The 24,914-nt window shown below is 61.2% G+C and carries 21 protein-coding genes; 11 read left to right on the forward strand and 10 right to left on the reverse strand.

The window, feature by feature from the left end; genetic code table 11:
• The first annotated feature begins 165 nt into the window (after positions 1-165).
• The 3 genes from leuS to holA are packed head-to-tail and all read left to right on the forward strand — an operon-like array spanning position 166 to position 4,378.
• Positions 166-2,772: a leucine--tRNA ligase gene (gene leuS, locus DHB74_RS01930; RefSeq protein WP_499160652.1), complete on the forward strand. Its 2,607-nt coding sequence runs from the start codon at positions 166-168 to the stop codon at positions 2,770-2,772.
• A gap of 19 nt (positions 2,773-2,791) precedes the next feature.
• Positions 2,792-3,337, forward strand: a complete 546-nt coding sequence (locus tag DHB74_RS01935) for an LPS-assembly lipoprotein LptE (protein WP_280164491.1) — start codon at positions 2,792-2,794, stop codon at positions 3,335-3,337.
• Positions 3,338-3,340: 3 nt separating this feature from the next.
• Positions 3,341-4,378 carry a DNA polymerase III subunit delta gene (holA, locus tag DHB74_RS01940; protein ID WP_036988677.1) on the forward strand — a complete coding sequence of 346 codons (1,038 nt, stop codon included), beginning with the start codon at positions 3,341-3,343 and terminating at the stop codon, positions 4,376-4,378.
• Between the two features lie 183 nt (positions 4,379-4,561).
• Here holA and glgB read toward each other — a convergent pair whose 3' ends face one another.
• From glgB to DHB74_RS01980, 8 genes are all read right to left on the reverse strand, one after another.
• Positions 4,562-6,742: a 1,4-alpha-glucan branching protein GlgB gene (gene glgB / locus DHB74_RS01945; RefSeq protein ID WP_036988675.1), complete on the reverse strand. Its 2,181-nt coding sequence runs from the start codon at positions 6,740-6,742 to the stop codon at positions 4,562-4,564.
• On the reverse strand, positions 6,720-10,061 hold the full coding sequence (gene treS, locus DHB74_RS01950; protein ID WP_499160653.1) for a maltose alpha-D-glucosyltransferase: 3,342 nt from the start codon (positions 10,059-10,061) through the stop codon (positions 6,720-6,722). Before treS ends, glgB begins: the two co-directional genes overlap by 23 nt.
• A 9-nt stretch (positions 10,062-10,070) precedes the next feature.
• Entirely contained in the window at positions 10,071-12,047 is a 1,977-nt protein-coding gene (locus DHB74_RS01955; RefSeq protein ID WP_499160654.1) for an alpha-1,4-glucan--maltose-1-phosphate maltosyltransferase, read from the reverse strand.
• Positions 12,040-12,894, reverse strand: a complete 855-nt coding sequence (locus tag DHB74_RS01960) for an SDR family oxidoreductase (protein ID WP_499160655.1) — start codon at positions 12,892-12,894, stop codon at positions 12,040-12,042. Before DHB74_RS01960 ends, DHB74_RS01955 begins: the two co-directional genes overlap by 8 nt.
• Positions 12,895-12,905: 11 nt before the next feature.
• A complete protein-coding gene (locus DHB74_RS01965) occupies positions 12,906-13,625 on the reverse strand; it encodes a DUF892 family protein (RefSeq protein WP_036988665.1) in 720 nt (239 codons plus the stop codon).
• A gap of 10 nt (positions 13,626-13,635) precedes the next feature.
• Positions 13,636-14,805 carry a hypothetical protein gene (locus DHB74_RS01970; RefSeq protein ID WP_280164498.1) on the reverse strand — a complete coding sequence of 390 codons (1,170 nt, stop codon included), beginning with the start codon at positions 14,803-14,805 and terminating at the stop codon, positions 13,636-13,638.
• A 165-nt stretch (positions 14,806-14,970) separates the two neighbouring features.
• A complete protein-coding gene (locus DHB74_RS01975; protein ID WP_036988660.1) occupies positions 14,971-15,135 on the reverse strand; it encodes a con-10 family general stress protein in 165 nt (54 codons plus the stop codon).
• A gap of 147 nt (positions 15,136-15,282) precedes the next feature.
• Positions 15,283-15,801: a ferritin-like domain-containing protein gene (locus tag DHB74_RS01980; protein ID WP_499160656.1), complete on the reverse strand. Its 519-nt coding sequence runs from the start codon at positions 15,799-15,801 to the stop codon at positions 15,283-15,285.
• 289 nt (positions 15,802-16,090) lie between these two features.
• On the opposite strand from DHB74_RS01980, the gene DHB74_RS01985 reads away from it, so the two are divergent.
• On the forward strand, positions 16,091-16,438 hold the full coding sequence (locus DHB74_RS01985) for a DUF3509 domain-containing protein (RefSeq protein ID WP_074777967.1): 348 nt from the start codon (positions 16,091-16,093) through the stop codon (positions 16,436-16,438).
• A gap of 34 nt (positions 16,439-16,472) precedes the next feature.
• On the opposite strand, the gene ligD is transcribed toward DHB74_RS01985, so the two are convergent.
• Both ligD and ku read right to left on the reverse strand, forming a co-directional pair.
• Complete coding sequence (gene ligD / locus DHB74_RS01990) at positions 16,473-19,055, reverse strand: DNA ligase D (RefSeq protein ID WP_499160657.1); 2,583 nt, start codon at positions 19,053-19,055, stop codon at positions 16,473-16,475.
• A 32-nt stretch (positions 19,056-19,087) separates the two neighbouring features.
• On the reverse strand, positions 19,088-19,978 hold the full coding sequence (ku, locus tag DHB74_RS01995) for a non-homologous end joining protein Ku (protein ID WP_499160658.1): 891 nt from the start codon (positions 19,976-19,978) through the stop codon (positions 19,088-19,090).
• Between the two features lie 187 nt (positions 19,979-20,165).
• On the opposite strand from ku, the gene DHB74_RS02000 reads away from it, so the two are divergent.
• The 7 genes from DHB74_RS02000 to DHB74_RS02030 all read left to right on the forward strand — a co-directional run bounded on the left by DHB74_RS02000 (position 20,166) and on the right by DHB74_RS02030 (position 24,905).
• The gene (locus DHB74_RS02000; protein ID WP_036988651.1) at positions 20,166-20,381 is read left to right on the forward strand and encodes a hypothetical protein; all 216 of its coding nucleotides are present in this window, start codon (positions 20,166-20,168) and stop codon (positions 20,379-20,381) included.
• Between the two features lie 24 nt (positions 20,382-20,405).
• On the forward strand, positions 20,406-21,572 hold the full coding sequence (locus tag DHB74_RS02005; RefSeq protein ID WP_036988650.1) for a zinc-dependent alcohol dehydrogenase: 1,167 nt from the start codon (positions 20,406-20,408) through the stop codon (positions 21,570-21,572).
• A gap of 25 nt (positions 21,573-21,597) precedes the next feature.
• Positions 21,598-21,972: a Rho termination factor N-terminal domain-containing protein gene (locus tag DHB74_RS02010; protein WP_499160659.1), complete on the forward strand. Its 375-nt coding sequence runs from the start codon at positions 21,598-21,600 to the stop codon at positions 21,970-21,972.
• Entirely contained in the window at positions 21,950-22,237 is a 288-nt protein-coding gene (locus tag DHB74_RS02015; protein WP_136869599.1) for a hypothetical protein, read from the forward strand. Before DHB74_RS02010 ends, DHB74_RS02015 begins: the two co-directional genes overlap by 23 nt.
• A gap of 39 nt (positions 22,238-22,276) precedes the next feature.
• Positions 22,277-23,401, forward strand: coding sequence for a DUF3182 family protein (locus tag DHB74_RS02020; RefSeq protein ID WP_499160660.1), 1,125 nt, complete (start codon positions 22,277-22,279; stop codon positions 23,399-23,401).
• On the forward strand, positions 23,371-24,120 hold the full coding sequence (locus DHB74_RS02025) for an alpha/beta hydrolase family protein (protein WP_036988645.1): 750 nt from the start codon (positions 23,371-23,373) through the stop codon (positions 24,118-24,120). The genes DHB74_RS02020 and DHB74_RS02025 overlap by 31 nt, the downstream gene beginning before the upstream one ends.
• A gap of 323 nt (positions 24,121-24,443) precedes the next feature.
• The gene (locus DHB74_RS02030) at positions 24,444-24,905 is read left to right on the forward strand and encodes a DUF4142 domain-containing protein (RefSeq protein WP_051610908.1); all 462 of its coding nucleotides are present in this window, start codon (positions 24,444-24,446) and stop codon (positions 24,903-24,905) included.
• Positions 24,906-24,914 lie beyond the last annotated feature (9 nt).

Consider the following 24,914-nt stretch of genomic DNA (forward strand, 5'->3'; position numbering starts at 1 on the left):
CTCCCGGCAGCGGCGACGAATGGCAGTAGCTGAGGGCCGACAGCCTTTTCCTTCCCGCCGTGCGGCCACCTGACGCAACAGCCCCTACCTGTGCCGGGCCCGGTGGTGTATCCTGCCTCATTCCTTTTTTCCCCTGACATACGAGTCGACATACAGTCCACGCCCATGCAAGAACAGTATTCTCCCCGCGATATCGAACACGCCGCCCAGACCGCCTGGGATCAAACCGACGCCTTCAAGGTGGAGGAGACCCCGGGCCGCGAGACCTACTACTGCCTGTCGATGTTTCCGTACCCGAGCGGCAAGCTACACATGGGTCACGTGCGCAACTACACCATCGGTGACGTGATTGCCCGCTATCAGCGCATGCAAGGCAAGAATGTACTGCAGCCAATGGGCTGGGACGCCTTCGGCATGCCAGCGGAAAACGCGGCGATGAACAACAAGGTCGCCCCCGCCGCCTGGACCTATTCCAATATCGACTACATGCGCAACCAGCTGAAAAGCCTGGGGTTGGCAGTCGACTGGTCCCGCGAATTCGCCACCTGCACTCCCGAGTACTACCGCTGGGAGCAATGGCTGTTCACCCGGCTGTTCGAGAAAGGCGTGATCTACCGCAAGAACGGCACCGTCAACTGGGACCCGGTCGACCAGACCGTACTGGCCAACGAGCAGGTCATCGACGGCCGCGGCTGGCGCAGTGGCGCGCTGATCGAGAAGCGCGAGATCCCGATGTACTATTTCCGTATCACCGATTACGCGGAAGAGCTGCTCAGCTCGCTGGATAACCTCACCGGTTGGCCGGAGCAGGTCAAGACCATGCAGCGCAACTGGATCGGCAAGTCGGTAGGCATGGAAGTGCATTTCCCCTACGACCAGGCCTCCATCGGCCACGCCGGCAAGCTCAAGGTGTTCACTACCCGCCCCGATACCCTGATGGGCGCCACCTATGTGGCCGTGGCCGCCGAACACCCGCTGGCCGCCCAGGCCGCCGAAACCGACCCATCGCTGCTTGCATTCATCGATGAGTGCAAGCGCGGCGGCGTTTCCGAAGCCGACATAGCCACCCAGGAAAAACAGGGCCGCGCCACCAGCCTGTTCGTCGAGCATCCGCTGACCGGCGAAAAACTGCCGGTATGGATCGCCAACTACGTCCTCATGGGCTACGGCGAAGGCGCGGTCATGGCCGTACCGGCCCACGACGAGCGCGACTTTGCATTCGCCAGCCAGTATCACCTACCAATCAAGCCGGTTATCCGCACCTCGGCTGGCGACACCACGCCAGAGCCCTGGCAGGACGCCTACGGTGAAAAGGGCATGCTGATCAATTCCGAGGAATTCGACGGCCTGGATTTCGACAGCGCCTTCACCGCCATCGGTGAAGTGCTCAAGCAGAAGGAACTGGGCGCGCCGCGTACCCAGTTCCGCCTGCGCGACTGGGGCATCAGCCGTCAGCGCTATTGGGGTTGCCCGATCCCGATCATCCACTGCTCCAACTGCGGTGACGTACCGGTGCCGGACGACCAACTGCCCGTGGTGCTGCCCGAAGATGTAGTGCCTGACGGCGCCGGCAGCCCGTTGGCCCGGATGCCCGAGTTCTATGAATGCACCTGCCCACGCTGCAACCAGCCGGCACGGCGCGAAACCGACACCATGGATACCTTCGTCGAAAGCTCCTGGTACTTCGCCCGCTACGCCAGCCCGCACTACGACAAGGGCATGGTCGACCCGGCCGCAGCCAACCACTGGCTGCCGGTGGATCAGTATATCGGTGGTATCGAACACGCCATCCTGCACCTGCTATATGCGCGTTTCTTCCACAAGCTCATGCGTGACGAGGGCCTGGTCGACTCGGACGAGCCGTTCAAGGACCTGCTGACCCAGGGCATGGTATTGGCCGATACCTACTACCGGATCGATGCCAAGGGCGCCAGAACCTGGTTCAACCCCGCTGATGTCGAAGTCGAACGCGATGCCAAGGGCAAGGTCGTCCGTGCCCACCTGGCCAGCGACGGGGAGCCGGTGGAAATCGGCGGTACCGAGAAGATGTCCAAGTCGAAGAACAACGGCGTGGACCCTCAGGCGATGATCGACCAGTACGGCGCGGACACCTGCCGGCTGTTCATGATGTTCGCCTCGCCGCCGGATATGAGCCTGGAATGGTCCGACTCCGGCGTCGAAGGTGCCCAACGCTTCCTGCGTCGTGTCTGGCGCCTGGCCCAGCAGCATGTCGGTAGCGGCCGGCCCGCCGCGTTGAGCGTCGACAACCTGACCGACGCCCAGAAAGACGTGCGCCGTGCCACCCACCTGGCCATCCGTCAGGCCAGTCAGGATATCGGCCAGCATCACAAGTTCAATACTGCTATCGCCGCAGTGATGACGCTGATGAACGTGCTGGAAAAAGCACCACAGGCCGAGGACCAGGATCGCGCAGTACTGCAGGAAGGTCTGGAAACCGTCACCTTGCTGCTGGCACCCATCGTCCCGCATATAAGCCATGCGCTGTGGCAGGCATTGGGCCAGCAGACACCGGTGATCGACGCACCCTGGCCAGTGCTGGACGAAAGCGCCCTGGTGCAGGACAGCCTTAAGCTGGTCATCCAGGTCAATGGCAAGCTGCGTGGCCATATCCAGGTGCCAGCCGATGCCAGTCGCGAAGCAGTGGAAGCTGCTGCCCGCGCCAATGAAAACGTGCTGCGCTTTACTGAAGGTCTGAGCATCCGCAAGGTGATTGTGGTGCCGGGCAAGCTGGTCAATATTGTCGCCAACTGATACGCAACGGAGAATCGGCATGCCACTGCAACGTCCACGTCATCTGCTGAGCTGTGCGGTACTCGGCGCCAGCCTGCTGCTCAGCGCCTGCGGCTTCCACCTGCGCGGTACCGGGGTCGATAACGTCAAGCTGGAAGAACTGAATGTCACCGCCCGCAACAGTTATGGTCCTACTTACCAGAGCGTGCTGGAAGCATTGCAGGCCAACGGGGTGGACGTGCGCAGCTCGGCGCCCTATCACCTGCAGTTGCTGAATGAGAACCAGGAACGCCGCGCGGTCACCTATACCTACCGGGCAACCCCGGCCGAGTACGAGCTGACCAGCGAACTGACCTTCCAGATCAGCGACCGCCAGGGCCGTCCCCTGATCGGGCCCGAGACCTTCACCACCTATCGGGTCTACGTCAACGACAAGGACAACCTGATCGGCACCAGCGAAGAGGAAGCCCTGTTGCACCGCGAAATGCGTCAGGACCTGACCCGTCAGTTGATGTTCCGCCTGTCGAGCATTTCCGCCAGCGACCTCGCGGCCCGCGAACAGAAGCTCGACCAGCAGGCTCCCTGAGTCGTGAAACTCAACGCGACCCAGCTGCAGCGCCAGCTCGGCGACGGCCTGGCGCCAGTATATGTCGTCAGTGGGGACGACCCGCTGCTCACCGGGGAAGCGGCTGACCTGATCCGCCAGGCCTGCCGCGATGCCGGCAGTGAGGAGCGGCTGGTATTCCATGTGGACCGCAGCTTTGAATGGGGTCAGCTGCATGACGCCAGTCACAGCCTGTCACTGTTCGCCCAGCAACGGCTGGTAGAGCTGCGCATCCCCGGTGGCAAACCCGGCGACGAGGGTGGCAAGGCGCTGCTGGCGTGGCTGGATAATCCACCGCCGGATACCACCCTGCTGGTGACCCTGCCCAAACTGGATGGCAGTACCCAGCGCAGCAAGTGGGCCAAGGGGCTGATCGAACATGAGCACAGCCGCTTCCTGCAGATCTGGCCGGTGGAAGCACAGCAGTTGCCGGGCTGGATGCGCGACCGCCTGGCCGCTGCCGGGCTTCACGCCACGCCCGAAGCACTGGATCTGCTCAGCGCCCGGGTCGAAGGCAACCTGCTGGCTGCCGCTCAGGAGATCGAGAAACTCAAGCTGTTTTGCGACAGCGGTCAGCTGGATCTGCAGACAGTGCAACAGGTGGTCGCCGACAGCGCCCGTTTCGACGTTTTCAACCTCACCGATGCTTTGCTCCAGGGTGAACCCCAGCATGGCCTGCGCATACTGCATGGGCTAAAGGGTGAAGGTGTGGAAGCGCCGGTGGTGCTCTGGGCGGTCAGCCGCGAGCTGCGCAGCCTGCACAACATGGCCCACGATCTTGCCCGGGGCATCCCCCAGGACAAGGTCTTTGCCAGCCAGCGCCCGCCGGTATGGGACAAGCGCAAGCCGCTGCTCTCCAGGGCCTTGCAACGCCATCCGGTGACTGTCTGGGAACGTCTGCTGCGCCTGGCCCAGCAAGCCGATGAACAGATCAAGGGCCAAAGCCCCGGCTCACCCTGGGACAGCCTGGCGCTGATCGTGGTGCAAGCTGCCGGCACTCGTCTGTCCCTGGCTGCAGGCTGATATCCAGAGCCCAGCCCGCAAACCTCAAGCCCTGCTGCCCCAAATCAATTGATCACCTATCAACTTTGGGGCATTCCAATCTGGGAGCCTTGGCCGCAAAGCCTTCCCATCAGCCTACCCCACTCGCGAACAAGCCCCTGGGACGGTCGAGCACCAGCTCGACCAAAGGGTTACCAGAACAGCTCAAGGCCGCGCCAGAATCAACGTCCCCAGTGGCGGCAGGTCCAGGCGCAGGGAACAGGGCTGGCCGTGACTGTCGCGCTCCTCGGTCCACACTTCTCCCTTGCTGCCCGCGCCCGAGCCGGCGAAAGCATGGTCATCACTGTTCAACAGTATTTGCCAGCCCCCTGCTTCGGGCACACCGACCCGATAGTCGCTGCGCAGCACCGGGGTGAAGTTGTGCACCACCAGCACCATGGCTCCGTCCTCGCCCCGCCGTAGCCAGGCATAAACGCTGTTGCTGCTGTCGTCACCGATCAACCATTGGAACCCGTCGGCACTGTGGTCACGCTGGTGCAATGCCGGTTGCTCGGTATACAGCCGATTCAGCTCCCGCACCAGATCGTGTACGCCACGATGGTCGTCATAGCTGAGCAGATACCAGTCCAGCTGCGCATCATGGCTCCATTCGCGCCACTGGCCGAACTCGCAGCCCATGAACAGCAGTTTCTTGCCCGGGTGGCTCCACATGAAGGATAGGTACAACCGCAAGTTGGCGAATTGCTGCCAGCGGTCGCCGGGCATCTTGCCGAGCAACGAGCCCTTGCCGTGCACCACCTCGTCATGGGAGATCGGCAGAATGAAATGCTCGGTGAAGGCATATAACAACCCGAAGGTGATCTGCTGATGATGATGCCGGCGGTGCAGCGGATCTTCCTTGATGTAATTGAGGGTGTCGTGCATCCAGCCCATGTTCCACTTGCCGGTAAAACCCAGGCCACCTTCCCGGGTCGGTTGGCTGACGCCCGGCCAGGCGGTGGACTCCTCCGCGATCACCAGTGCGCCTGGTGCTTCAGTGGCCACCACATCATTCAGGTGTCGCAGGAACTCGATGGCCTCCAGGTTCTCCCGGCCGCCGTGGCGGTTGGGTATCCATTCGCCGCTCTTGCGTGAGTAGTCCCGGTACAGCATGGACGCCACCGCATCGACCCGTAGCCCATCGACATGATATTCGCGCAGCCAGTGCAGCGCCGAGGCCAGCATGAAGCCATGCACCTCGGTACGCCCCAGGTTGTAGATGTGGGTATCCCAGTCCGGATGCCAGCCCTCGAAGGGATGGGCATATTCGTAGAGCGCGGTGCCATCGAATAGCCCCAGCCCGTGGGCGTCCCCCGGAAAGTGCGCCGGCACCCAGTCCAGAATGACGCCGATGCCAGCCCGGTGGCAGGCGTCGACGAAGCCGGCGAAGTCCGCCGGCGTACCATGCCGGGCGGTGGGAGCGAACTGCGACAGGGGTTGATAACCCCAGGAGCCGCCGAATGGGTGCTCCATCACCGGCAGTAATTCGACATGGGTAAACCCCATATCCTGCACATAGGGAATCAGCTGCTCGGCCAGTTCTGCCCAACCCAGCGGCTCACCACCGGCTTCACTGGTCTGCCGCCAGGAGCCGGTATGCACTTCGTAAATCGCCAGCGGTCTGGTATTGGACTGACGCCCCGCCCGTTCGTCCATCCACTGCTGGTCACCCCACTGGAAATCCGTCCCGGCAGCTACCACCGAACCGGTGGCCGGCGGTTTCTCGGTGGCCAGTGCGACGGGATCGGCCTTCAGTGGCAGGAGTCCGTCCTGGCCAAGGATTTCGTACTTGTAGACCTCACCCGGGCCAAGCCGGGGAATGAACAATTCCCAGATACCGCCGCTTGGATGCAGCCGCATGGGGTGCCGGCGGCCATCCCAGCTGTTGAAATTGCCAACCACCGACACCCGCCGGGCATTCGGCGCCCAGACCACGAAACGCACGCCAGACACACCATCGGCCACCCAAGGCTGGGCACCGAAGCATTGGCCGAGACGGCGATGGTTGCCTTCACCGAACAGGTAGATATCCATCTCCCCCAGCTGCGGGCCGAAGGCATAGGGATCTTCTGTTTCCTGCACCCCACCGTTCCAATGGATGTGCAGGCGGTAGCGGCGACGCTGGTCGAGTGCGCTGGTGAACAGGCCCGGAACAGGCTCGTCCATGGGGCCGATCAGCTGTCCGCCCTCATCCAGCAACTGGACTTCCAGCGCGCCCGGTTGCCAGGTTCGCACCTGGACGACGCCATCCTGATCATGGGGGCCGAGGAAGGCAAAGGGATTGCCGTGTTCGGCACGGATCAGGGCCTGGATATCCCCATTGTCAGTGCTCATCCGGTTGCTCATCAGGGCCGTTCTCCATCAGCGATTTGCATAAACCAATCAATCCTCCCAAGGGCACGTCCAGCCAGTCGGGCCGGTAACGGGCCTCGTAGTCCACTTCATAGGCCGCCTTTTCGATACTGAACAACGCAAGCGCCGCCGGGGTGCCCTGCTCCGCCCAGGTATGGGGCAGGTCGCTGGCAACCTCCAGATAAGATGTCAGAAAGGCGTGCGCGGCCTGCTCGCGGTAGGCCGCGCAGATATGTTGTCGGGCCTGCTGTGCCTGCTCCGACTGATCGGTGCCGTGGATGCTTCGCAGCGCCATTGCTCCGGCGTAATCGAAGGAGCGCAGCATGCCGGTGACGTCCTTCATGGGGCTCTGACGCTCACGCCGCTGCGTCAGGCTGCGGGTCGGCTCCCCCTCGAAATCGATGAAACAGGCATCGCCCTGCACTACCAGCACCTGCCCCAGGTGCAGATCGCCGTGCACGCGGATGCGCACGCCCCCAGTACAGCGTTGCGCCAGCGCTTTCACCGCCTCGCTCAGTTCTCCACGCCGCGCCAACAACCATTGGGCCTGTTCGGCAGCCACCGCGTCGAGCTGCGCGCGATGTTGATCGATGGCGTTGAGCGCGCCCTGCAGTTGTTCGCCGATATGTTCACCCCACTGAGCACAGTCAGCCTGGGTGGCAACTGCGAAACCGAAGCCCTCGCCGCCCTGCGGGTCAGCCAGCAACAGGTGCATTTCGCCCAGACGCCGGCCCAACGTGCCGGCAAAGGCCTGCAATTCGGCCAACGCCGTGTACTGGTTCTCCTGCTCTGACAGCCCACCCGCCAGTTGATCACGGATGGCCCGCTCCAGGGTGTCGCGAGTCCATTGCCAGGCATCCCCCTGGCTGTCCACATAACCCTGCAGAATCATCAGGGTATGGCTCTCGCCGGTTTCATCGATGCGTTGCACCTGGCCCAGCAACGGTGCGATCGCGGGAAACTCACGTTCGGTGAGAAAGCGGCCCATTTCGATTTCCGGGTGTACGCCGGGCATCACCCGGCGGATGATCTTCAACATCATCCGCTCACCGATGAGCACTGAGGTATTGGACTGTTCCACTGCCAGCGGCAGGATTTCCTCCTCGGGCCGCTCCTCCTGCTGCGCAAGCTTTGCCCCGGCGCTGAAGCGGATCTCCACGCCCTGCTCGTGCACCACCTGATGGCGACGCATATTGTCGATCACCTTGCGGGTAAAACCCGGCAACATGGCGGCATCGGTCAGCAGTCCCAGTCGTGGTCCGCGACGCAAACGCGCCAGCGCGAAGGCCGCAGCGGTCTGGCCGAACATGTCCGGTGTATCGGTATTGCGCAGATAGCCCAATGGCAACTGGTAGTGCGCGTCTCCCACCGTCACCTCACAAAGCACGCAGGGCTCGCTCTGTTCGCAGAAAGGGATCGCATAGCGCAGCCGAATTGGCTCACCGGTGTCGGTCGAGCCGGAAAACCAGCGGCGCTTGGCCAGCCACTGGGGCAGGATTTCCCGCTCCAGCACTCGACGGCAGGCGTCCTTCAGCAGGTCGGCCATATCATGCTTGATGACCAGGGTGGCCAGCTCCGGCAACGATTGCACCGGCTCGATATGCCAACTGGGCATCTGGCTTTCATCCGCCAACACGAACCAGTAGAAGCCATAGGGCGGCAGCGTCAGCAGATAATGCAGTTGGCCGATCGGTGGAAAGCTGCTGCCGCCCAGCATTTCCACTGGCACCTTGCCGGCCCAGGCAGATAGATCCAGCTCCGTAGCCTGGGCCGCCCGCGACAGGTTGGCGACGCACAGGATGATCTCGTGGCGGCCCTCCTCGGTGGTGAACTCGCGCAGATAGGCGATGACCTTGCGGTTGGCCGGCGCCAGCATCTTCAGCGTGCCACGGCCAAAGGCTTGCTGCTGCTTGCGGACCGTGAGCATGCGCCGGGTCCAGTTCAACAGCGAATGGGCATCGCGGGCCTGGGATTCGACGTTGACGGTCTGGTAGCCATACAGCGGGTCCATGATCGGCGGCAGCACCATGCTGGCCGGGTCGGCCCGGGAGAAGCCACCGTTGCGGTCGGTGGACCACTGCATCGGCGTGCGTACGCCATCCCGATCGCCAAGGAAGATATTGTCGCCCATGCCGATCTCGTCACCGTAATACAGTGTTGGTGTGCCCGGCATGGACAGCAGCAGGCTGTTGAGCAGCTCGATACGCCGCCGGTCACGCTCCACCAGCGGCGCCAGGCGCCGGCGAATGCCCAGGTTGATGCGCGCACGGCGGTCCGCCGCATAGTAGTTCCACAAGTAGTCACGCTCCTGATCGGTCACCATCTCCAGCGTCAGTTCATCGTGATTGCGCAGGAAGATCGCCCACTGGCAGTTGTCCGGGATGTCCGGTGTCTGGCGCAGGATATCGGTGATCGGGAAACGGTCTTCCTGGGCGATGGCCATGTACATGCGCGGCATCAGCGGGAAATGAAAGGCCATATGGCATTCGTCGCCCGGGCCGCCGTCCTCGCCACCAAAATACAGCTGGGTGTCCTCGGGCCACTGGTTGGCTTCGGCCAGCAACATGCGGTCGGGATAGCTGGCATCCAGCTCGGCGCGAATCTTCTTCAGGACCTGGTGGGTTTCCGGCAGGTTCTCGTTGTTGGTGCCGTCGCGTTCGATCAGATAGGGAATAGCGTCCAGGCGCATGCCATCCACCCCCATATCCAGCCAGAAGCGCATCACCGACAGCACTGCCCGCAGCACCTGGGGATTGTCGAAATTCAGGTCCGGCTGGTGCGAGTAGAAACGATGCCAGAAGAACTGGCCTGCGACCGGGTCCCAGGTCCAGTTGGATGTTTCGGTATCGAGGAAGATGATGCGCGTGCCCTGGTAGATCTGATCGGTATCGGACCAGACATAGAAGTTGCGCGCCTGCGAACCCTTGGGTGCCAGCCGCGCCCGCTGGAACCAGGGATGCTGGTCGGAGGTATGGTTGATCACCAGCTCGGTGACCACCCGCAGGCCGCGCTTGTGCGCTTCGCGAATGAAGCGGCGCACATCGGCCATGCTGCCGTAGTCCGAATGCACCCCGCGGTAATCGGCGATGTCATAGCCGTCATCGCGCCGGGGCGAAGGGTAGAAAGGCAACAGCCAGAGCGTGTTCACGCCCAGATCGACGATGTAGTCGAGCTTCTGGATCAGGCCCGCGAAATCACCGATGCCATCGTTGTTGGCATCGAAGAAGGACTTCACGTGAATCTGATAGATGATTGCATCCTTGTACCAGCACGGGTCGTTGAGAAAGGCTCGTGCTCGGGCTCGTCTTGCCATGATCACACCTCAGGCCGCAGGTCGGATACGCCATATTCCAAAGGGCAGATACCAGGGTTCGATACGCATCCACTGGGTCTTGCCGTGCCATAACCAGGTATGGCCATTCATCAGGTCCTCACCATGGGTGGTGGCGTCATCATTCAGACCGAACTCCCACAGCGGCAGTTCAAAGTGTGCTTCCTGGGCGTTGAACGGATCCAGGCAGACGGCCACCAGGATGAAGTTCGACAGATCCGCGGTGCGTTTGCCGAAGTACAGGATGTTGTCATTCCAGACGTGGTACGCCTGAAAGCCCAGGTGAGTCTGCAGTGCCGGGTTATTGCGGCGGATGCGGTTGAGCCGGGCGATCTCACCGATGATGTTGCCCGGTGCGTGCCAATTGCGTGGCCGCAGCTGGTACTTCTCCGAATCCAGGTACTCCTCGCGCCCGGGCAGCGGCTCCGCCTCGCAGAGCTCGAACCCGGAATACATGCCCCACAACCCCGAGCCCATGGTCGCCAGGGCCGCGCGGATGAGAAAGCCGGCGCGCCCGGAGCGCTGCAGGAAGTACGGGTTGATATCCGGCGTGTTGACGAAGAAGTTCGGCCGATAGCAATCGCGCCAGGGCGGCTGGTTCAGTTCGGTGAAATAGCTTTCCAGCTCCTGCTTGGTATTGCGCCAAGTGAAGTAGGTGTAGCTCTGGCTGAAGCCGATCTTGCCGAGCCGCGCCATCATTGCCGGCCGGGTAAAGGCCTCGGCCAGGAAAATCACCCCCGGATGCCGCTGGCGAATGTCGGCAATCAGCCACTCCCAAAACGGCAGCGGCTTGGTATGTGGATTGTCGACCCGAAACAGGGTCACCCCCTGCTCGACCCAGAACAGCACCACGTCACGCAACGCCAGCCACAGGTCCGGCATTGCGTCCTCGGCATAGAATTCGACATTGACGATATCTTCGTATTTTTTCGGCGGGTTCTCCGCATAGCGGATGCTGCCGTCTGGGCGCCAGTTGAACCAGCCGGGGTGCTCGCGCAACCAGGGGTGGTCCGGCGAGCACTGGATGGCAAAATCCAGGGCCACTTCCAGATCATGGGACCGAGCCGCGGTGACCAGGCGATGGAAATCCTCCAGGTCCCCCAGCAATGGATGCAGGGCATCGTGGCCGCCCTCCTCGCTGCCGATGGCGTACGGACTGCCGGGGTCGTTCGGGCCCGCCTGCAGACTGTTGTTCGGCCCTTTCCGATGGGTCAACCCGATGGGATGGATTGGCGGAAAATACAGCACATCGAACCCCATGCGGGCGATATCCGGCAACCGCTGAATGACGTCATCGAAGGTGCCATGGCGATTCACGTCCTCGGTCTGCGACCGTGGAAACAGCTCGTACCAACTGGCGAATTCCGCCAGTGGACGCTCAACATCCAGCGGGTACTCGGCACTGCGTACCAGCTGGACGCGTTGGCCGGCCAACCGCATGATATGCCCGGTATGAGGGCTCAGCAGCAGGGTTACCTGGGCATCGGTGTCGCGGGCTTCAGCCAATTCCACCAATAGCTCCTGAAGCATATCGATGTGGGCCGGCTCGGCCTGTGCCAGGGTGTCCTGGAGCAGCCGCTCCCCCTCCTGCAACTCCAGCTCCACCGACACATCCGCCTGGTATTTCTTGCCAAGCTCATCGCAATAGGAAGCCCAGGCATCCACCCAGGCTTCTATCGCAAAATGCAGCTGGTCAACCTGCCGTGGGGTCAGCTCAGCCTGCCACAGGTCATTACCTCGCGGCGCCAGCGGCAGCCGTTGCCATCCCGCCTGATCATCGGCCCGGCGCCAGATGAACTCAGCCGCCAGCTTGCCGTGTCCGTCGCATACCAGCACCGCAGACAATATCAAGGGCCGACCCTGTACGGCCTTGGCCGCGTAGCGACCCTGTTCCACGGTCGGTGTAATCGACTCGATAGCGATCCGCGGCAGGCTGACAGCCTGTTCGGCTGTCATCAGCTCAGCCATTGAGGACCGTGCCCCCATTGATGTGCAACACCTGGCCGCTCATGTAGGAAGAGTCGGAACAGGCCAGGTAGACATAGGCCGGGGCCAGTTCCGCTGGTTGCCCAGGCCGGCCCATAGGTGTGTTGCCGCCGAACTCCGATACCTGTTCCGCCGAGAAGGTCGAGGGAATCAGCGGCGTCCAGATGGGACCCGGGGCGACGCCATTGACGCGAATACCGCGACTGCTGAGGTTCATTGCCAGAGCACGGGTAAAGCTGACGATCGCGCCCTTGGTGGCGGAATAATCGATCAGCACCGGATTGCCCTTGTAGGCAGTGATCGAGGTAGTGTTGATGATTGCTCCACCCTCGGGAATATGCGGCAGCGCGGCCTTGGTCAGCAGGAACATACCGAAGATGTTGGTGCGGAAGGTTTGCTGCCATTGGTCCGCGGTGATGTCTTCAAGCTTCTCCTGGGGGTGCTGTTCGCCAGCATTGTTGACCAGCACATCAATCTGCCCCCACTTGCCGGTCACCTCCTCGACGACCTTGCGACAGAAACCTTCGTCAGCCACATCGCCAGCCAGGGTGATAACTTCGCCGCCGGCCTTGCGGATTTCATCCTCGGTCTTGCGTGCATCCTCATGGGAGTCGAGATAGAGCAAGGCGACCTTGGCGCCCTCCCGTGCGTAATGCACCACGACCGCGCGGCCGATGCCGCTGTCAGCACCGGTTACCACGGCCACCTTGCCCTGCAACTTGCCGCCTGACCGATAGTGCTCGGAAATGAATTCCGGTTGCGGATGCATCTGCTCCTCGGAACCGGGCTCCTCCTGATGCTGCGGAGGGGGTGTCTGTTTATCGTTCATGGCGGGTCTCCTCAGTGTCCGCTCACACCCAGCTCGCGGGCCAGCAGTGATCGGATGGTATTGAGATGGCGCTGTTCTTCAGTCAGAGCATGGGTGAAGCTGCTGCCGATATTGGCGTGCCCGCCATCATCAGCCAGCTTGATCAGCAACTCCCAGGCGGCGTTGTCGGTCAATTCGATGGTGAGCATGGCGTTCAATGCCTGAGCCAGATTGGTCCGCGGATCGGTGATCACCTTCAGCGCTCCCGAGCCGACCACCCCGGCGAGGTCGGCGCAGGGCGTCTGCGCCGTTGGATCGGCGCCGAGGGATTCCAGAGCATCGACCAGCAGGAACATGTGCGCCTCTTCATCATCGCGGATCTGCCTGAGCGTCGGGATCAGCTCCGCGCCGGTCTCGCAGGCACCCGCCTTGGCAATCAACGCCTCATACAGACGTACCCCGGTGCGCTCGAAGGCCAGCCGTTCGCCCAATTTGTCGATCAGCAGTTCCGGATCGTTGCCCAGGATCTTGTCGAAGGTGCTTTTCAGCATGCCTTTGACCGACCCGGGAATCGGCACCGAACCGACATCGCCCTCTTCGCGGTTCATCTGCTCGCGGGCATGGGCCAGCGTCGAGGCATCGCCCGGCACGTCGGCGGGCCGCTCACCGACGTATTCCACCATCTTGCGGGTGTCTTCGGGTGACATCTGGGCCCCGGTGAAGTTGTGTCCGAGTTTGGCTGCTTTATTCATTGTCAGGTCCTCACGGGGTTTTGCGGTTCAACTCAGTACCGGGCGCCCAGTCATAACCGGCGGAGACAATATCCGATGCGATCCCCTCGGAATTGATATGGCGACGGTATTCCAGCGACAGCGGGCTTTCCTGCTCCTTGGGTACGTAGGCGCTGCCGGAGGTGCGCAGATCGGTTTCTTCAGCCAGGACCTTGCGTACGAAGTCGCGCTGACTCTTGAACTGGATCATGCTCGGCAATGTACCGCCCAGCACTTCGGCCGGGTCGCGCCGATCAATCTGCTTGAAGATGTCGCAGGCCATATTCAGATGGCCCAACTCGTAATCGAGGAAGCGTTCCCACAACGCCTTGATCCGGGGGTTTTCTTCCTGTTCGGCGCAACTGGCGTAGGCGTAGACCTCCATCGCCTCGTGCACCAGCCACTTTTCCATCAGGCTTTCCGCAGGGTCCATGAGCGAGCCATATTGAGTCACGTGCTGCTCCTCCACCGAGGCGATTTCCGCGTAGAGCATGCGTGCAACCGGGTCGGTGAAGGTCGGCCCGATGTTCATGTAGTAGTCGTGGGTCTGGTATTCGGCGCCGGTGATCAGTGCCGCATGGATCTTGGTGATCAAATCCGCGTCGTTCTTGTCGTAATTTTCCCGCAGGTCGCTTTCCGGCGCCCGGTGGTGTTCGGAGGTTTTACGCCCCGGCACCAGGTCGGTATAACCCTGCAGGATGTTGTTGGCGTCCTTCCCTTCCAGCCGGTCGAGCATCGCCGCATAGCGATAGAGATGATCAAAATCCTCGAGCAGGCCAAAGCGGTACGTCTGCGCCTGGTAGGGATCGGGTTCGTTCTGCGCCACCGCAGCGGTCACTTCTATCGCCACCTGTTCATAGGCGATCGTGGTTTCCAGCGGCGAATGGTCCGCAGAGAGCAGCCAGTTGACCGCAGTGCATTGATGCTGCTCGACTCGGCGGATCTGGGCCAGGGGCAGTTGCAGCCGTTTGTCGAAGCGCGCAAGCATGTGCTTGACCCGCAATGCATCCGCTTCCACGCCATTCATGAGGATGATCCGCACCCGGGTAAACGCATCATCGTCCAGCTTGCTCATTGGCCGGCTGGCCATTTCCTTCCAGGTAAATTGCTGCTTTTCCAGCGGGGTGCCTTGATTGTCCAGGATTCCGGAAAGACCGTGCATGATGCCTCCTGTCGCAAACGCTATGGTTCGAGGGGAATGCAGAAAGAATCTTCGAGTAAATCGCCTGACAACCAACCAGGACGGCTTACCGCAAAACTCTCGTCCGGCGCTTCGTCACCAGATAGAAAACGGCGGCGGGAGATGGGTCTCCCCGCCGCCATCGAATCAGCTGCGCCGGCTCTTCTCGCCGCCCTTCTGGCCGGCTTCGGATGCGCGCTGCGGGTTATTCTTGAAGTTACCACCGCTGTTTTGTCCACCCTTCTTTCCGGCTTCCGATGCCCGCTTGGGATCTTCAGCGAAATTACCTTTACCACCACGATGTTCAGTCATTTCTGTTCTCCCGTTTCGTTTCGAAGTTAATAGCGGGTTCCACCAATGGAACTCACTATTAATAGGCCGGAGGAACTGGAACTCGTTCAGATCTTTTTTTATATCCAATAATCATCATTTCATTACCGAATATAACGTCACGAAAGACTAACGTTTCGCTTCCGTATCCGGGTTGGCCGAGCGTGCGAGAAAGGCCTGGGTGACTTCGGGAAGGTGTTGCAGCAGCCACTCAGCCATGGCGACTTCTTCCCGCAGATTCTGCTCGCATACTTGTTGGGTATCCATATCGCCAGCCGCTTTCGCCGCCGCACTGAGAATGGTGTAGGAGGCGATTTCCATATGCTCGAACACATAACCGCTCATGGCACCTTTCACCACTTCATCGCCCATCACCATGCCGGATACGCCCTGGGCCATTGCCATCAGCTTGCCGCCGATATCCTTGATCGTCGAAGGGCTGCTGCCGAGCCGTTTGATACAGGCTTCCAGTCGTTCCTGTTGGCCCCGTGTCTCCTCGATATGCTGGTCGATCCTGGCCTTGAGCACGGGGTAATGTTCCAGCCGGGCCGATTGGGATGACAACATGGTTTCTGCCTGCAGCTCCATGGCATGAGCATCGCGCAGCCAGTCGAGCAGGTTTTCTCGCGGGTGTTGATTCGTAGTCATGGAGGTCTCCGTTACGCTTAAACATATGAAGTTGTTACGCACAGAAATAGACACTCACTTGCCAGTAAAGTTGGGCCTGTAATAATTGCTGGCACATTAAAACCACACCTGAAGCACAACAACATCGTAATGATAACCAAGAGACACAGAGTGAAACATTACCCCGCTTATAACTTATAAATAACGACACGGGACGCGGCCTCCTTCTATCGGATTACCACTTCCTCAATTTGCAATCTCGATCGTCTCGTCTAAGTTGAATCAACCACCAACCACTCTGGAGGACACAATGCTTACCGATATGAGCGTATGGCGCGCTGCATTGCCGGATTGCAATATTTCCACGCAGGAAAGACCTGATGGCAGTGCTGTTCTGATAGTCAAGTCCGCGGATGGAAAGGAACTCAGACGTGTGCTGCCCAATGATCCAAAAGGTGCCCATCAGCTCCTGCGCCGGGTACAGTTGGATCTTATGCTCGCAAAGGGGCAGGCCCCTACCCGGGAAGTGATCGGCACTATCGATGTATCCAGTCTGCCGACCTATAACAATGGCCGCCTGCACAAGACTCGTGCAGCCAGCCTGTGGGAGCGGCGCCGCCTGGCGATGAAGGCTTCTGCCCACCGAGGCAATGGCTGACAAAGCCAGGCACAGCCCGAAAGCCCCCTGCTGATCAGGGGGCTTTCGCATTCAGCTGCTGCCAATGCTCCTGTTTGATACGTTGACGATTACGGTATCCCGCCCAGGGATCCTCGGTCAGCTGCGCCAGACGCTGATGCAGATTGCCGATATGCCATTGCGCTGCACTGTGCAGCCCCTGCAATTCATCCCGTGCGATGGGCACCGATACCGGTAATCCGGGGCGCGCCCGTACAGAATAGGCGGCCACGGTACTGGCACCGAACTGGTTGCGCAGATAATCGATGAAGATCTTGCCGACCCGGTTGCGCGGTCCCATCTTCGCGGTGAACCGATCCGGTAGCTGCTGCGCCATAAAGGCTGAAATCGCCCGACTGAAGTTCTTCGCCGTTTCCCAATCGATATGCCGCGCCAGTGGAATGATGATGTGCATACCCTTGCCGCCGCTGGTTTTCAGCCAGCTTTCCAACCCCAGTTCGTCGAGTACCGCCAGTACCAGCTCCGTCGCCTCGAGCATGCTTTTCCAAGGCAGGTCGGGATCCGGGTCCAGATCCAGCGTGAGGCGATCTGGTCTGTCGATGTTACTGCTGCCGGCGCCCCAGGTATGGAATTCGATGGTGCCCATTTGTACCGCACCGACCAGCGCCCGGACGTTGTTCACTTCCATGTAGCTGCCGTGCTCGGGATCCAGCGCTGGGTCGAGATGCCGAATATTGGGAATGGCCAGCCGCTCGGCATGCTTCTGGAAGAATGTCTCGCCGCCCACGCCCTCGGGTGCACGCAACAGGGATACCGGCCGCCCAGCCAGATGGGGCACAGCCCAGTCCGAAATGCTCTCGTAAAAGGCCGCCAGTTCGCCCTTGGTGGCGCCACTGCTCTGGTCGATCTGCCGCTGCGCGTTGCTGATCCTGACCCCGGCGACATTGCCGGAAACCTTTTTGCGCCCCATGATCTTTTCCACCTGCTCCGGCGCCAGAGGCTGCTCCCGAATGATCTCCTCGGCGGGCTTGTCGGTGCGCAGCGAGATGAAAACCGGCTGCCGGATCACACCGGCTCCCGTCCACTCGGCAAACTCCACCTCGCATACCAGTTGCGGCTTGACCCAGGTGGCGCTGCGGGAATCGGGCACGGTGCCGTTGACCGGCTGGCGCTCCTGTTGCAATTTCTTCAGTTGCTGATGAATGGTGCTGATCCGCGCCTGGTTGAAACCGGTGCCGACCCGGCCCGCATAGACCAGCTCGTTTTTATCTGCATCATGTACGCCAAGCAGCAAGGAACCGAATCCGCTGCGACTGCCCTTGGGCGCGGTAAAGCCGATGATCACGAATTCCTGGCGCTGTTTACACTTGAGTTTGATCCAGTCGGCGCTGCGGCGGGAAACGTAAGGGCTGCCGGCCCGCTTGCCGATAATGCCTTCCAGGGACATGGCGCAGGCGCTCTTGAAAATGGACCCATAGTCCGCATCGAAGATATCGGAGAACCGCAGCAACTCTCCCGCATGCGTGGATAGTATCCGGTCCAGCGCGGCCCGCCGGGTCTCCAGTGGTTGTTGCCGCAAGTCGTCATCATTGAGGAAGGGTGCATCGAACAGGTAGAGCAGCATCTGCTGGCTGCGCTCGGTATCGAAAGCATTCTGCAGCGCCTGGAAATCCGGCATGCCATCTTCGTCCAGCACCACCAACTCGCCATCCAGCCAGCTGTTTTTCAGCCTCAGCGTGCGCAGTTCTTTCACCTGTGCCGGCAACCGATGGCTCCAGTCGTGCCCATTGCGGGTAAACACAGTGACGTTGCCCTTGGCATCAAACCGCACCATCAGGCGGTAACCGTCGAATTTGATCTCGTACAGCCAATCACCTGCCGGCGGGCTGCTGGCCAGCGTTGCCAGTTGCGGTGCGAGCACCGCGGGGAAGCTCCCGGCCTTGGCGTTGGCCTTGCTCCTGGCTTTGGTCGGCTTCGCCTTGGGGGCTGGAGGAGTAACCTTGGGCTGGGCTTTGGCGGCCTTACTCTTACTTGATGACTCAGCGGCAACGGTACGGCCGGTCTTTTCATCGATGACCGCCCCGGACAGCACACTCTCGGGCCGCTCGCGTACAACGTCGTATTCATCGCTGGGCCGGGCAGCGTGGTCCTTCTCCTTGATCAGCAACCATTGCTCCTTGTCACCGCTGCCCGGCAGCCGGGTCCGTACCAGGGTCCAGTCGCCGGCCAGCTTTTCACCGATCAGCGTGAACTTGAGCTTGCCGTCCTTATAACTCTTGCGCGGATCACCCTGGGGCTGCCATACGCCGTGATCCCAAACGATGACATCCCCTCCACCATATTGCCCCTTGGGGATGCTGCCCTCGAAATCGCCGTAGCTCAGCGGGTGGTCTTCCACATGTACCGCCAGTCGCTTGTCCTTCGGGTCCAGGCTCGGCCCCTTGGGCACTGCCCAGCTCACCAGCGTGCCATCGAGCTCAAGACGGAAATCGTAATGCAATCGGCGGGCAGCATGCTTCTGGATGACGAAGCTCAGCGAGCCCGCCGCTGCCCGCTTACCTCGCGTTGTCTGCCCTGGTGGCTCGCGGGTTTTCTCGAAATCCCGTTTGCGGTTGTATTCGGTCAGGGGTCTGGGCATCGGCAGTGCTCCGTGGGCAGCTCAGAGGAGGTTCAACCGGATTTCTTCCGGCGTGTTGTACCTGGACCCGAATCGCTGGCCTTGCGCGTCCCGCCCTTGCCGCCTTTGCTATCTTTGCTCCCCTTGGCGTTCTTGGCTCCGCCCAGGCTTCGTTTCAGCAGCTCGGTCAAGTCCACCACATCGGCAGTTTGGCGCTCCTCGTCCTGCTCGACGGTTTCCACGGCCTGGATTTCACCGGCACTGGCCTTCTCCTCCACCAGAGCCATGATTTCGTCCTCGAAGGTGTTGCGGTACTCATCCGGTTCCCACTCGCCAGCCATGTCTTCCACCAGACGCTTGGCCATGTCCAGTTCCTTGGCGGTAGGCTTGGCTTTGGTGACGCTGCTTTTCAGATCCAGATAGGCGATGTCGCGCACCTCTGAAGGCCAGCGCAGCATGATCAGCGCCAACGCCGAGTCCAGCGGCATCAGTGCCGCCAGGCTCTGTTTGGTGCGCACCACCACATGGGCCAGCGCAACTTTGCCGGTGCTGATCAGGGTTTCGCGCAGCAGGGCGTAGACCTTCTCGCCGCGCCGGTCAGGTGCCAGGAAATAGGGCTTGGAGATATGCAGCAGCGGAATCGCCGCGCTGTCGATAAAAGAGAAGATATCGATGGTCTGGGTGGCTTCCGGCAAAGCGGCCTGGACTTCCTCTTCGCTGATGACAACATAGTTGCCCTTCTCCAGCTCTACGCCCTTGACGATGTGCTCGCTGGCCACTTCCTTGCCGGTGACCTTGTTCACCCGCTTGTAGCCCACCGGGTCCATGGTCCGCTCGTCCAGCCAGTCGAAATCGACCCCACTGGAGCTGGTGGCGGACACCAGCGATACCGGAATGTGTACCAGACCGAAACTGATTGCGCCTTTCCAGATTGCCCGTGCCATAACCTTGCTCCCGGCCATTGTCTACGGATGACCCGGCGGCGACGGGGAAAGTTCAGGCCATAGACGGCAGCCGCGACCGCCCGGCCGCCGGAGGGAAAAAACAATGAACCAACATCCCGCTTCCGCAGGTCTGTAGCTGTATGGATACCGCGATATCAGTGCCGACCTGAAACGGGGGAACAGACCAATGGGCCAGAAGCATCGGTTTCTCATCAGCTACATTCTCGACAGCCAGCCCATGAACATCGAGGTGGAAAGCACCGGCGAGCACATGACACCCGAGCAGGCCCGGGCGCATGTCGAGGCGCGCCACGACGACAGTTCCTCGGACCAGATTACCGATATTCGCATCTCTCCGATCCTGCATCCCGACTCGGAGCCCGGCCACAACTATCAACCCTGACCGCTACCCGCCTGGAGAACCCGCATGCGCGCACTCACCTACCATGGCAGCCATGATGTCCGTGTCGATACCGTGCCGGACCCAACCATCCTGGAAGATGACGACATCATTCTCAAGGTGACCTCCACCGCCATCTGCGGCTCAGATCTGCACCTCTACCGGGGTTCGATACCGCAGGTCAAACACGGCGATATCTTCGGTCACGAGTTTCTCGGCGAGGTGGTGGAAGCCGGTCGTGCGGTCACGGCGGTAAGCAAGGGTGACAAGGTCATCGTCCCCTTCGTCATCGCCTGTGGTGATTGTTTCTTCTGCAACCTGGACCTGCATGCCGCCTGCGAGACCACCAACCCTGATCGCGGTGCCATTCTCAACAAGAAGCAGATTCCACCGGGCGCAGCGCTGTTCGGGTACAGCCATCTGTATGGTGGCGTGCCGGGTGGGCAGGCGGAATACGTGCGTGTGCCCAAAGCCAATGCGGGCACCTTCAAGTTCCCCAACGAGCTGGATGACGAGAAAGTGCTGTTTCTGACCGACATCCTGCCTACGGGTTACCAGGCGGCAGTCAATGCCGGTATCAAGCCCGGCAGCAGTCTGGCTATTTATGGGGCCGGCCCGGTGGGCCTGATGTCAGCTGCCTGCGCTCGCCTGCTGGGCGCCGAGCAGATCTTCATGGTTGACCATCACGCCTACCGCCTGGAGTTCGCTCGCCAGACCTATGGGGTGATACCGGTCAACTTCAATGAATACGATGACCCTGCGGCGGCCATTATCGAGAACACTGCCGGCCTGCGCGGCGTCGATGCGGTCATTGACGCGGTCGGGTTCGAGGCCAAGGGCAGCACCACCGAAACCGTGCTCAAGACCCTGAAGCTCGAAGGCAGCAGCGGCAAGGCCCTGCGCCAGAGTATCGCCGCGGTGCGCCGCGGCGGTACGGTCAGCGTTCCTGGCGTCTATGCCGGATTCATCCATGGCTTCCTATTCGGCGATGCTTTCGAGAAAGGGCTGACCTTCAAGATGGGCCAGACCCATGTGCATGCGGTACTGCCAAAACTGCTCGACCATATCGTTCGGGGTGAGCTGCATCCGGACATCATCATCAGCCATCGCATGAGCCTGGAGCAGGCTGCCGAGGGCTACCGGATGTTCGACCGCAAGGAGCAGGAATGCCGCAAGGTCATCCTGCGTCCCTGATTTTCATCCAAAGAGGAGAATCGTCATGCCACAAGGCGATAAAGACAAATACACCGACAAGCAGAAGCGCAGGGCTGAACACATAGAAAAGAGTTACGAACGCAAGGGCGTCTCGGATAAGGAAGCCGAGTCGCGTGCCTGGGCTACCGTCAACAAGCAGTCCGGTGGCGGCAATCGTTCTGGCGGCTCCGGCCAGAAGAAATCCTCCGGCAGCAAAGCCGCTGACCGCAGCGATTCGGCCAAACAGGCCGCGGCTACCCGCAAGGCCGGCTCGCGCTCCGCTTCGCTGCAGGATCAGACCAAGGACCAGCTGATGGCCAAAGCCCGCGCGCGGGATATCAAGGGACGCTCCAGCATGCGCAAGCAGGAGTTGGTCAATGCCCTGCGCAAAAGCAACTGATGAGGCGAATATGTACCGGATATTACGCGACCTGACCCGCCCGCCGGCGACCAAGAATGTCAGCAGTACCGAGAAGTGGATATCCATCGGCGGCGGGTTGCTACTGATCGGCAAGGGCCTGGCCCGACCGGGCCCAATGCGGCTGGTCAAGCTGGCTCTGGGCGCTGCGGCGGTCTACCGTGGCGCGCGGGGCTATAGCTCGACCAAGCAACACCTGCGCCGGGTACGTGCACAACGGGTGACGCCTACCGCCCCACGCACCTGAAGCGCGCCAGCCCATTGCACGACCATGCGGGGGACGACTATGGACCGCCTCTCTTCGCCAGGTAAGTCAGCTCTCGCGCTGCTGATCACCGAGGAGCTCGAATCGGACCACGAAGCCCATGTGCGCCGGCATCTCGCAGAGCAGCTCGCCGGTGTGCTGGGTCTGCGCTTTACCGGTGTACGGCACGGCAGGCAGCTGGATGAAACCGATATCTATGTCATTCCCGATGCCACGCTGGTGACCCCGCAGCCCGGCATCCGCTCCGATCAGGATCTGTACGGCGGCGTAGTGGCCCGGCCGTTCATGGCCAGCAAAGCCATCTCCCATCCCCTGATCAGCAGCGACGCCGCCGCACCCGACGGTTGGACCGAACGCTTCATGGAGCTGGCCGGGGATGTGGTGCTGCCCGGTTACAGTGCCTTCAATCTGGATGATGCATTGCGCGCTGGCGCGCAGTTATTGCAGCAGGGCCCAATACGGGTCAAGGTCGTGCAGGCCCGTGCTGGCCGCGGCCAGCAGGTAATCCATGCAATGCCCGAGCTGGAAAGATGGCTGGCCCAGCAGGACGCCTCCCGCGTACGACAGGACGGCGTGGTGCTGGAGGTGAACCTGACCTCCATCAGAACCTTCAGCGTTGGCCAGCTGCGTATCGGCGGCATGGTGATCAGCTACTTCGGTTGCCAGAACCTGACCGACGCCAATGATGGCACTGCGGTGTACGGCGGCTCGGATCTGTGGCTGGTGCGTGGCGACTATACCGCCCTGCTGCGAGAGATACCCGATCCCGTGGCGCGCCAGCTTATCCACCAGGCCCACCGCTATGAGCAGGCGGCCGAAGCGGCGTTCCCCGGTTTCATTGCGTCACGGCGCAATTGCGACGTTGCCGTTGGTCGCGACCCGAGCGGACAGCAACGCAGCGGCGTGCTGGAACAATCCTGGCGTATCGGCGGCGCTAGCAGTGCGGAGGTTTACGCCCTGTTGGCCTTCGTCGCCGAACCGGCGCTGCAGCGCCAGCAGGCTTCGAGCTGTGAGATCTACGGCGAGGCGCCAGTCATCCCGCCGGACGTCACCCTGTTGTATCAGGGTGATGCCTCGGCTACCGGCCCCATCACCATCGGAGTAAGGGTTACCCCATGGCAGCAACCAGTGATTACATCGAACTGACAGTAGAAGGCGAACAGATCGCCGGCACTCTGCTCTCCCCCCAGAAACAGATGCCCGGTTTGCTTTTCGTGCACGGCTGGGGCGGCAGCCAGAGCCGCGACATGATGCGCGCACGGGGTGTCGCCGGCCTCGGCTGTGTCTGCCTGACGTTCGACTTGCGCGGCCACGAGAAGACCATGGCGCACCGGCAGAGGGTGACCCGCGGGCAGAACCTGGAAGATATTCTGGTGGCCTACGACCGTCTTGCCCAGCATCCGGCGACGGACCCTGAGCGTATCGCCGTGATTGGCACCAGTTACGGCGGTTATCTGGCAACCATCCTGACCACGCTACGGCCGGTGCGCTGGCTGGCCATGCGCGTGCCCGCGCTGTACTGGGACGAACAATGGAATCTGCCCAAGCAGCAACTGGATCGCGCAGAGTTGATGCGCTATCGCCAGAGCACTCTCGGTCCACTGGATAATCGCGCACTGGGCGCCTGCGCCACCTTCGAAGGGGATGTGCTGATCGTCGAATCCGAACACGACGAGCATGTGCCCCACGAAACCATCATGAACTACCGCTCCTCCTGCCGCAGAGCGCACTCCATGACCCACCGCATCATTGATGGCGCCGATCATGGCCTGTCCTCTGAACGTTGTCAGCAGGCCTATACCAGCATCCTGACCAATTGGATCAGCGAGATGATCATCGGCGACCGGATCGGTCACCTGTCCTGAGCCCCGCGCCATACTTAAGGTAGACGACGATTTAGGTTGAACCTTGCGGGCCGGAAATTCATCTATTCAGATACATACCCCAGTAGCAGAGGTGAATCATGCACAACGCACAACAACCGACGCATTTGAAATTACTGGCCTGCGCCGTCATGTCAGTGGCCCTGGGTTGTACCGCCGTTGCTGTCCATGCACAACAGGACGCACCAGCCGACATTGACCGATCCACGCAGACCTCGGGCCCGACCGGCACGCCTGCCACTACCGGTGACGGTGGCAGTGCCGATACCACCGGCGCCATTCGTGATAATGATGTGGATGGCGGCATGGCCGGCATGGATACCGATAACGACACCATTGATGCGAATGATTTTCTTGAAGAAGCCTCAGCCAAGGGCGTTGCGGAAATCGAAACCGCGCGCAAGGCGCTGGAACAGGGCCAATCGGAACAGGTCAAGGAATTTGCCAACATGATGATCAAGGATCATGCGGCAGCCAACGAGAAAATGGCCGAACTGGCCGCCTCGAAAGACCTGGAAATATCCGATGAAGCCACGCTGATGGACAAAGCCAAGGCGATGATTCTCGATGCGCGTGACGGCGAATCCTTCGATGCCGCCTATGCCAACAACCAGGTCGCGGCGCATGAGCAGACCATCGAACTGTTCGAACGGGCCGCCCGCTCGGATGATGCCGAGATCGCCAGTTTCGCCAAGGAAACCCTGCCGAAGCTCAAGGAACACCTGAAGCAGGCCCAGGCACTGGTCGAGTCCACTCCGGATACCTGATATCAGCCG

Origin of the sequence: Pseudomonas sp. G11-1 (assembly GCF_024031555.1) — a bacterium.
Lineage (GTDB): Bacteria > Pseudomonadota > Gammaproteobacteria > Pseudomonadales > Pseudomonadaceae > Halopseudomonas > Halopseudomonas bauzanensis.

What these genes read in the sequence shown, in the direction of transcription:
- DHB74_RS02030 (WP_051610908.1), top strand. Translation starts at nt 24,444, where the DNA reads ATGGCCGGCATGGATACCGATAACGACACCATTGATGCGAATGATTTT.
- DHB74_RS02020 (WP_499160660.1), top strand. Translation starts at nt 22,277, where the DNA reads ATGGACCGCCTCTCTTCGCCAGGTAAGTCAGCTCTCGCGCTGCTGATC.
- ku (WP_499160658.1), bottom strand. Translation starts at nt 19,978, where the DNA reads ATGGCACGGGCAATCTGGAAAGGCGCAATCAGTTTCGGTCTGGTACAC.
- DHB74_RS01980 (WP_499160656.1), bottom strand. Translation starts at nt 15,801, where the DNA reads ATGACTACGAATCAACACCCGCGAGAAAACCTGCTCGACTGGCTGCGC.
- DHB74_RS01975 (WP_036988660.1), bottom strand. Translation starts at nt 15,135, where the DNA reads ATGACTGAACATCGTGGTGGTAAAGGTAATTTCGCTGAAGATCCCAAG.
- DHB74_RS02005 (WP_036988650.1), top strand. Translation starts at nt 20,406, where the DNA reads ATGCGCGCACTCACCTACCATGGCAGCCATGATGTCCGTGTCGATACC.
- glgB (WP_036988675.1), bottom strand. Translation starts at nt 6,742, where the DNA reads ATGAGCAACCGGATGAGCACTGACAATGGGGATATCCAGGCCCTGATC.
- DHB74_RS01935 (WP_280164491.1), top strand. Translation starts at nt 2,792, where the DNA reads ATGCCACTGCAACGTCCACGTCATCTGCTGAGCTGTGCGGTACTCGGC.
- DHB74_RS01985 (WP_074777967.1), top strand. Translation starts at nt 16,091, where the DNA reads ATGCTTACCGATATGAGCGTATGGCGCGCTGCATTGCCGGATTGCAAT.
- ligD (WP_499160657.1), bottom strand. Translation starts at nt 19,055, where the DNA reads ATGCCCAGACCCCTGACCGAATACAACCGCAAACGGGATTTCGAGAAA.
- DHB74_RS02000 (WP_036988651.1), top strand. Translation starts at nt 20,166, where the DNA reads ATGGGCCAGAAGCATCGGTTTCTCATCAGCTACATTCTCGACAGCCAG.
- DHB74_RS02025 (WP_036988645.1), top strand. Translation starts at nt 23,371, where the DNA reads ATGGCAGCAACCAGTGATTACATCGAACTGACAGTAGAAGGCGAACAG.
- DHB74_RS01960 (WP_499160655.1), bottom strand. Translation starts at nt 12,894, where the DNA reads ATGAACGATAAACAGACACCCCCTCCGCAGCATCAGGAGGAGCCCGGT.
- DHB74_RS01955 (WP_499160654.1), bottom strand. Translation starts at nt 12,047, where the DNA reads ATGGCTGAGCTGATGACAGCCGAACAGGCTGTCAGCCTGCCGCGGATC.
- leuS (WP_499160652.1), top strand. Translation starts at nt 166, where the DNA reads ATGCAAGAACAGTATTCTCCCCGCGATATCGAACACGCCGCCCAGACC.
- DHB74_RS02010 (WP_499160659.1), top strand. Translation starts at nt 21,598, where the DNA reads ATGCCACAAGGCGATAAAGACAAATACACCGACAAGCAGAAGCGCAGG.
- DHB74_RS02015 (WP_136869599.1), top strand. Translation starts at nt 21,950, where the DNA reads ATGCCCTGCGCAAAAGCAACTGATGAGGCGAATATGTACCGGATATTA.
- DHB74_RS01965 (WP_036988665.1), bottom strand. Translation starts at nt 13,625, where the DNA reads ATGAATAAAGCAGCCAAACTCGGACACAACTTCACCGGGGCCCAGATG.
- treS (WP_499160653.1), bottom strand. Translation starts at nt 10,061, where the DNA reads ATGGCAAGACGAGCCCGAGCACGAGCCTTTCTCAACGACCCGTGCTGG.
- DHB74_RS01970 (WP_280164498.1), bottom strand. Translation starts at nt 14,805, where the DNA reads ATGCACGGTCTTTCCGGAATCCTGGACAATCAAGGCACCCCGCTGGAA.